Source organism: Thermomonas sp. (assembly GCF_035369645.1).
In the GTDB taxonomy this organism is placed as follows: Bacteria; Pseudomonadota; Gammaproteobacteria; order Xanthomonadales; family Xanthomonadaceae; genus Thermomonas.
Genome location: NZ_DAOOUM010000009.1, coordinates 7,989 through 13,189, shown reverse-complemented (window position 1 = coordinate 13,189; position 5,201 = coordinate 7,989). Strand labels below are relative to the sequence as shown.

The following is a 5,201-nucleotide window of genomic DNA, read 5'->3' as shown; positions in this document are numbered from 1 at the left end:
CCAGCGAGCAAGCCAGCGAGCAAGCCCGTGGGCAAGGCCATCGCCAAGTCTGCGGTCAACAAGCCGGTCGCCAAGCCGGCAGCCAAGCCAGTGGCAAAGCCGGCGACTAAACCCGCTGTGCCGGTGACCGCAAAAGCACCCCCACCAGCTGGCAAACCCATTGCGGTGAAGCCGGTCACGGGCAAGCCCAGCGCCAAGCCCACCATCGCGCCGGCCAAGGCGGCGGATACAAAAACGGTAGCTGTCACCGCCAAGCCGGTGGTTGCAGTCACCAAGCAAAGCACCAAGAAACATACGGAGCCACCGGTAGCCCCGGTCTCTGTTGTTCCAAAAACGAAAGGGAAAGTGATGGTAGCGGTGAAAAAAACACCCACGGGGCAACCCGAGTTGAAAGGTAAGCAGAAAAAAGTGGTGGCCTATCAGGTGGACGAAGTCACTGGCCGGCCGTTGCTGCCCGCAGGTTACAAGCCTGCTGCAGATGAGGAATACATGAGCCCGCTGCAGCTGGAGTTTTTCCGGCAAATGCTGTTGAGCCGCCGTGCCGAACTAGTGGAAGAATCCAAGCAAACCATCGAAAACCTCAAGGATGAAGTGCGTGATGTGGGCGATGAAGCCGAGCGCGCCAGCCGTGAAACCGAAAATGCGCTGGAGCTACGTACCCGTGACCGCTATCGCAAGTTGATTGGCAAGATCGACAGCACGCTCAAGCGCGTGGATAGCGGTGAGTACGGCTATTGCGTGGATACCGGCGAAGAAATCGGGCTGGATCGCTTGGTGGCACGCCCGCAAGCCGAGCGCACCATCGATGCGCAAGAACGCTGGGAGCATTCGCAAAAGTTGATGGGTGATTGATTCATCACTTGCGGCAACTTGCTTGTAGCAATGTGGCACAACAAAACCCCGCTACGGCGGGGTTTTGCATGACTGCAGTTCGCGGATATCCAGCTTGCGCAAGCGTGGCGCCAGCTTGGCGGTACTGGCCACCACCCCTAGCGTCACGCAGCCGCCTACGATGATCGCCGGCACCAATCCCAATAGACGCGCCATCACGCCATCGTAAAACGCACCGAGTTCATTGGATGAGCTGACAAAAATGCCATTGATCGAGGAGACCCGCCCGCGCATTTCATCGGGGGTCACCAATTGCATGATGGTGGAACGCAGTACCACTGACACCCCATCGCAAGCGCCATAGGCAAGCAAGATGGCAGCCGATAGCCATAGATTGCGTGATAGCGCGAACGCTATGGTGCACACACCAAACGCGGCTACCGACAGCAGCAGTACCCGCCCTGCGTGGCGTTGCAACGGATGGCGAGTCAGCCAGAGTGCAATGACAATTGAGCCCACCGCCGGTGCCGAGCGCAGCAGGCCAAGGGCTTCTGGGCCTTGGTGCAGGATGTCTTTGATGAAGGCTGGCAGCATCGACACCGCGCCGCCTAAAAGCACCGAAAACATGTCCAAGGCCATCGCACCCAGCATGATTTGATTGCCAGCCACGAAGCGCGCGCCTTCGGCGATGCTGGCGAAAATTGGCCCGCGCTGTTGCTTCATGGCCGACTCCGAGACCGGCATTGCCAGCAAAGTGGCGGCGGCCACGAGTGCAAACCCCGTTCCCACCGCATACGAGATGGATTTTCCAACTCCCCCCACCAGTACGCCTCCCAAGGCTGGCCCCAATACCAGTCCGGCTTGAAAGATCACACTGCCGATGCTGGCACCGGTGGCAAATTGTTCACGCTGCAACACGCGCGCGAACAGCGCGTTATAGACAGGGCCCAGCACCGAACGGCCGATGCCGCCCACGGCCACCGCCAGATAGATGGGCCAAGTGCCTTGGGTGTGCAAGGCCATATTGCCGGCGACCAAGGCCAATACGCCGGCATTGATGGCCAGCAAGGTGCAGGCGGCGGCACCCATCTTGCGGCGCGGCAAATGATCCACCAGATAGCCGGAAAATGGAGCAACACAAAAATATGGGATGACTTCCGCCAAACCCACCAAGCCGAGTGACAAGGTGTTGTGGGTCACCTCGTAGATATGCCAGCCCACTGTCACCGCCACGATCTGGTACGACAGCAGGGTGCACATTCGATACAGCAACAGCCAGCGGAACCCGGTGCTGCGCAGCGGCGATGGCAGGGATGGGTTCATCCGCCCAGGGCAAGCTCTGCACGATTGCGGATAAAGCCCAGCAGTGCGGCCAGGCCATTGCTGCGGGTGGGGGACAGGTGTTTGGCCAGGCCGATGGCGCTGATGTAGTCGGACTGTGTGGCCAGAATTTCCTGCGCGCTACGGCCCGAATACACCCGCAGCGCCAGATAAATCAGTCCGGAGACGATGGCCGAATCACTGATCGAATGAAAGTGGAGCGAGCTGGCATCTCCTTCGGCCACGATCCACACCAAAGATTGGCAACCGTGCAGACGATGTTCTTCGGTCTTCCATGCCTCCGGAAATTCCGGCAGCTTGCGGCCTAAGTCGATCAAGTATTGATAACGCTCAGACCAGTCACCGAAAAAACCGAATTCATCGGCAATGGCGGCTTGAGCGTCGGCGGCGGTGGGTTCGAGTGGGAAGGGGGAAGTGCTCATGCCCGCTTCCACCTGACACCCTGCGGGGTGTCTTCCAGCAAGATACCCTCGTCGGCCAGCTGCTGGCGGAGCGCATCGGCGCGGGCGAAATCGCGGGCTTGCTTGGCAGCGGCGCGTTCGTCCACCAATGCTTGGATACGCGTATCGTCATCCCCCGACACGCCACGCGCGAACCATTCGGCAGGTGCTTGCTGCAACAAGCCCAGCACCTTGCCTGCGCCCAGCAATTGCGCTTTCAGCGTGGCCCGGTCCTCATGCGAGGTGGCCTTGCGTGCCTCACCGGCAAGCCGCGCGATTTCCGCCAGCGCCGCCGGGGTGTTGAGGTCGTCGTCCAGCGCCGCGTCAATGCTGGCGGGAATCACAGCGGTGGCCTGCACATCGGCCAAATCCCGCAGCGTTCCGTACAAGCGGTCCAGTGTGCGCACGCATTGTTCGATCAGCGTATCCGACCACTCCAGTGGTTGCCGGTAGTGCGCCGACAGCAGCGCGTAGCGCAGCGCTTCCGGCGGGTGCGTTTGCACCAAATCGTGCACGCGCTGGATATTGCCCACCGACTTGGCCATCTTGGCACCGCCAAAATTCAGCATGCCGTTGTGCAGCCACCAACGTGCAAACGGCGCGCCTCCGTGCGCGCACTCACTTTGCGCGACTTCATTTTCGTGATGCGGAAACTGCAAATCCACACCGCCGGCATGGATATCAATGGTGGGCCCCAAATGCGCTGCGGCCATCGCCGAGCATTCGATATGCCAGCCCGGGCGGCCACGGCCCCACGGAGAGTCCCAGCCGGGCAGATCGTCGCTGGACGGCTTCCACAGCACAAAATCACCCGCATCGCGCTTGTACGGTGCCACTTCGATGCGCGCACCGGCCAGCATGTCATCGGTATCGCGGCGCGAAAGTTTGCCGTAGCCAGCAAAACTGGCGACCGAGAACAGCACATGATGCTCTGCCGCGTAGGCATGGCCATCTGCAATCAAACGCTCGATCATCGCAATGATCTGGCCGATATGCTGGGTGGCTTCGGGTTCGATATCGGGCGCGAAGTCGCCATTGACACCGAGTGCCGCCATATCTTCACGATATGCGGCGGTGTATTTATCGGTAATCGTGGTGATCGGCGTGCCGAGTGCTTGGGCCGCCGCGTTGATCTTGTCGTCCACATCGGTGATGTTGCGCGCATAGCGCAGGCCGCCGTAGCGACGCCGCAACAAGGCGGCGAGCACGCCAAATACCACCGGCCCGCGTGCATTGCCGATGTGCACGTAGTTATAGACGGTGGGGCCGCAGACATACAGCGTGGGGCAGTTAGCGACCAGCGGAACAAATGCTTCGGGACGACGGCTCAATGTGTTGTAGAGATAGAGGCTCATGGCTGCGCGCGCTTGGGATCGGCCATTGTAAGGTGCCATGGGCTGGTGTTGCTGCGACAGCGGCGATTCAGGCGCTTGCTATGGCAGCCCGATAAACTTGCTGTATGTCTTTATGCCGTTCAATGCCGGTGTTGTGTCTGTCCGTGGGCTTGCTCGCATGCGTGCGTGCGCACGCGCAAGACGTGCCGCGCGACGTGACCTTGCCGCTTGAAAACGTGCGCTTTGACTATGCGCAAGTGCTATCGGTGCGACCGGTCTATCAAGTATTGCGTACCACCAGTACCGAGCGCGTCTGTGATGTAAAGGATGCTACCCAAAGCACCGCGCTATCGCGCATCGTCAATTCGGTAAAAGACCGCCTGAGCAGTGCCGGTGCCAATTCCGAAGAACGTGCGGCAGGCCTGCAAAATTGCCGAATGGAGGCGGTGGAAAAAGAATTCCGGCGCACCGTTGCGTTTGATGTGGACTACATGTATCGCGGCAGCAAGTTTCGTACGCGAATGGATCGTGACCCTGGCAATCGCTTGCGCATTCGTATTTCGATCACCCCGCACCCGTTCGATTGATTGCTTTCGATGATCGCGCTTGCGCTAGCAAGCGCAGCATGCGACCATTCGCGCCTTGATGAACGCCTACCTCGCCACGCGCTACGCCAACTCTGCCCGGATGGCCTCCGGCATGACCTCGCGTGCGCGCCGACCGGAACCGCCACCTGTTGCTGGGTAATCCGGATCGCGTTCATGCGCCACACTTTCCGAAACCCAGCCTAGCGGCTGGGTTTTTTGCGTTTTGGCCTCCCTCACTTTTGCGAACTCTTGCCCATGAAGCACTTCCTCAATACCCAAGACTGGAGCCGCCCCGACCTTGATGCCCTGTTGGTGCAGGCGGCGGAATTCAAACGCAGCAAGTTGGGCGATGCGCTGAAAGGCAAATCCATCGCGCTGGTGTTTTTCAACCCATCGATGCGCACGCGCACCAGTTTCGAATTGGGCGCGTTTCAGCTGGGTGGCCACGCCATCGTGCTGCAACCGGGCAAAGATGCGTGGCCAATTGAATTCAACCTTGGCACGGTGATGGATGGCGACACCGAAGAGCACATCGCAGAAGTGGCGCGGGTGTTGGCGCGTTATGTGGATTTGATCGGTGTGCGGGCGTTTCCGAAATTCGTGGATTGGGCTTACGACCGGCAGGACATCGTGCTGAAAAGTTTTGCCAAATATTCCACGGTGCCGGT

The 5,201-nt window shown here is 59.9% G+C and carries 6 protein-coding genes; 3 read left to right on the top strand and 3 right to left on the bottom strand.

Translation table 11 applies throughout. The annotated features are described in order from the left end of the window. Window positions 1–852: RNA polymerase-binding protein DksA (dksA, locus tag PK789_RS02955; RefSeq protein WP_324306905.1), on the top strand; the 852-nt coding region annotated here is incomplete at its 5' end. Between the two features lie 51 nt (window positions 853–903). Here the strand turns inward: dksA and PK789_RS02950 are convergent. Genes PK789_RS02950 through cysS form a run of 3 tightly spaced genes read right to left on the bottom strand, consistent with a single transcriptional unit; the run spans window position 904 to window position 3,967 of the window. Further along, complete coding sequence (locus tag PK789_RS02950; RefSeq protein WP_324306904.1) at window positions 904–2,154, bottom strand: MFS transporter; 1,251 nt, start codon at window positions 2,152–2,154, stop codon at window positions 904–906. After that, window positions 2,151–2,594, bottom strand: coding sequence for a SufE family protein (locus PK789_RS02945; RefSeq protein ID WP_324306903.1), 444 nt, complete (start codon window positions 2,592–2,594; stop codon window positions 2,151–2,153). The genes PK789_RS02950 and PK789_RS02945 overlap by 4 nt, the downstream gene beginning before the upstream one ends. Then, the gene (gene cysS / locus PK789_RS02940; protein ID WP_324306902.1) at window positions 2,591–3,967 is read right to left on the bottom strand and encodes a cysteine--tRNA ligase; all 1,377 of its coding nucleotides are present in this window, start codon (window positions 3,965–3,967) and stop codon (window positions 2,591–2,593) included. The genes PK789_RS02945 and cysS overlap by 4 nt, the downstream gene beginning before the upstream one ends. Window positions 3,968–4,110: 143 nt before the next feature. On the opposite strand from cysS, the gene PK789_RS02935 reads away from it, so the two are divergent. Both PK789_RS02935 and PK789_RS02930 read left to right on the top strand, forming a co-directional pair. Next, window positions 4,111–4,533 (top strand): hypothetical protein, encoded by a 423-nt coding sequence (locus tag PK789_RS02935; protein WP_324306900.1) that lies wholly within the window; start codon window positions 4,111–4,113, stop codon window positions 4,531–4,533. Between the two features lie 249 nt (window positions 4,534–4,782). Continuing rightward, the coding region (locus tag PK789_RS02930) for a Rossmann-fold NAD(P)-binding domain-containing protein (RefSeq protein ID WP_503011878.1) at window positions 4,783–5,201 on the top strand (419 nt) is incomplete at its 3' end.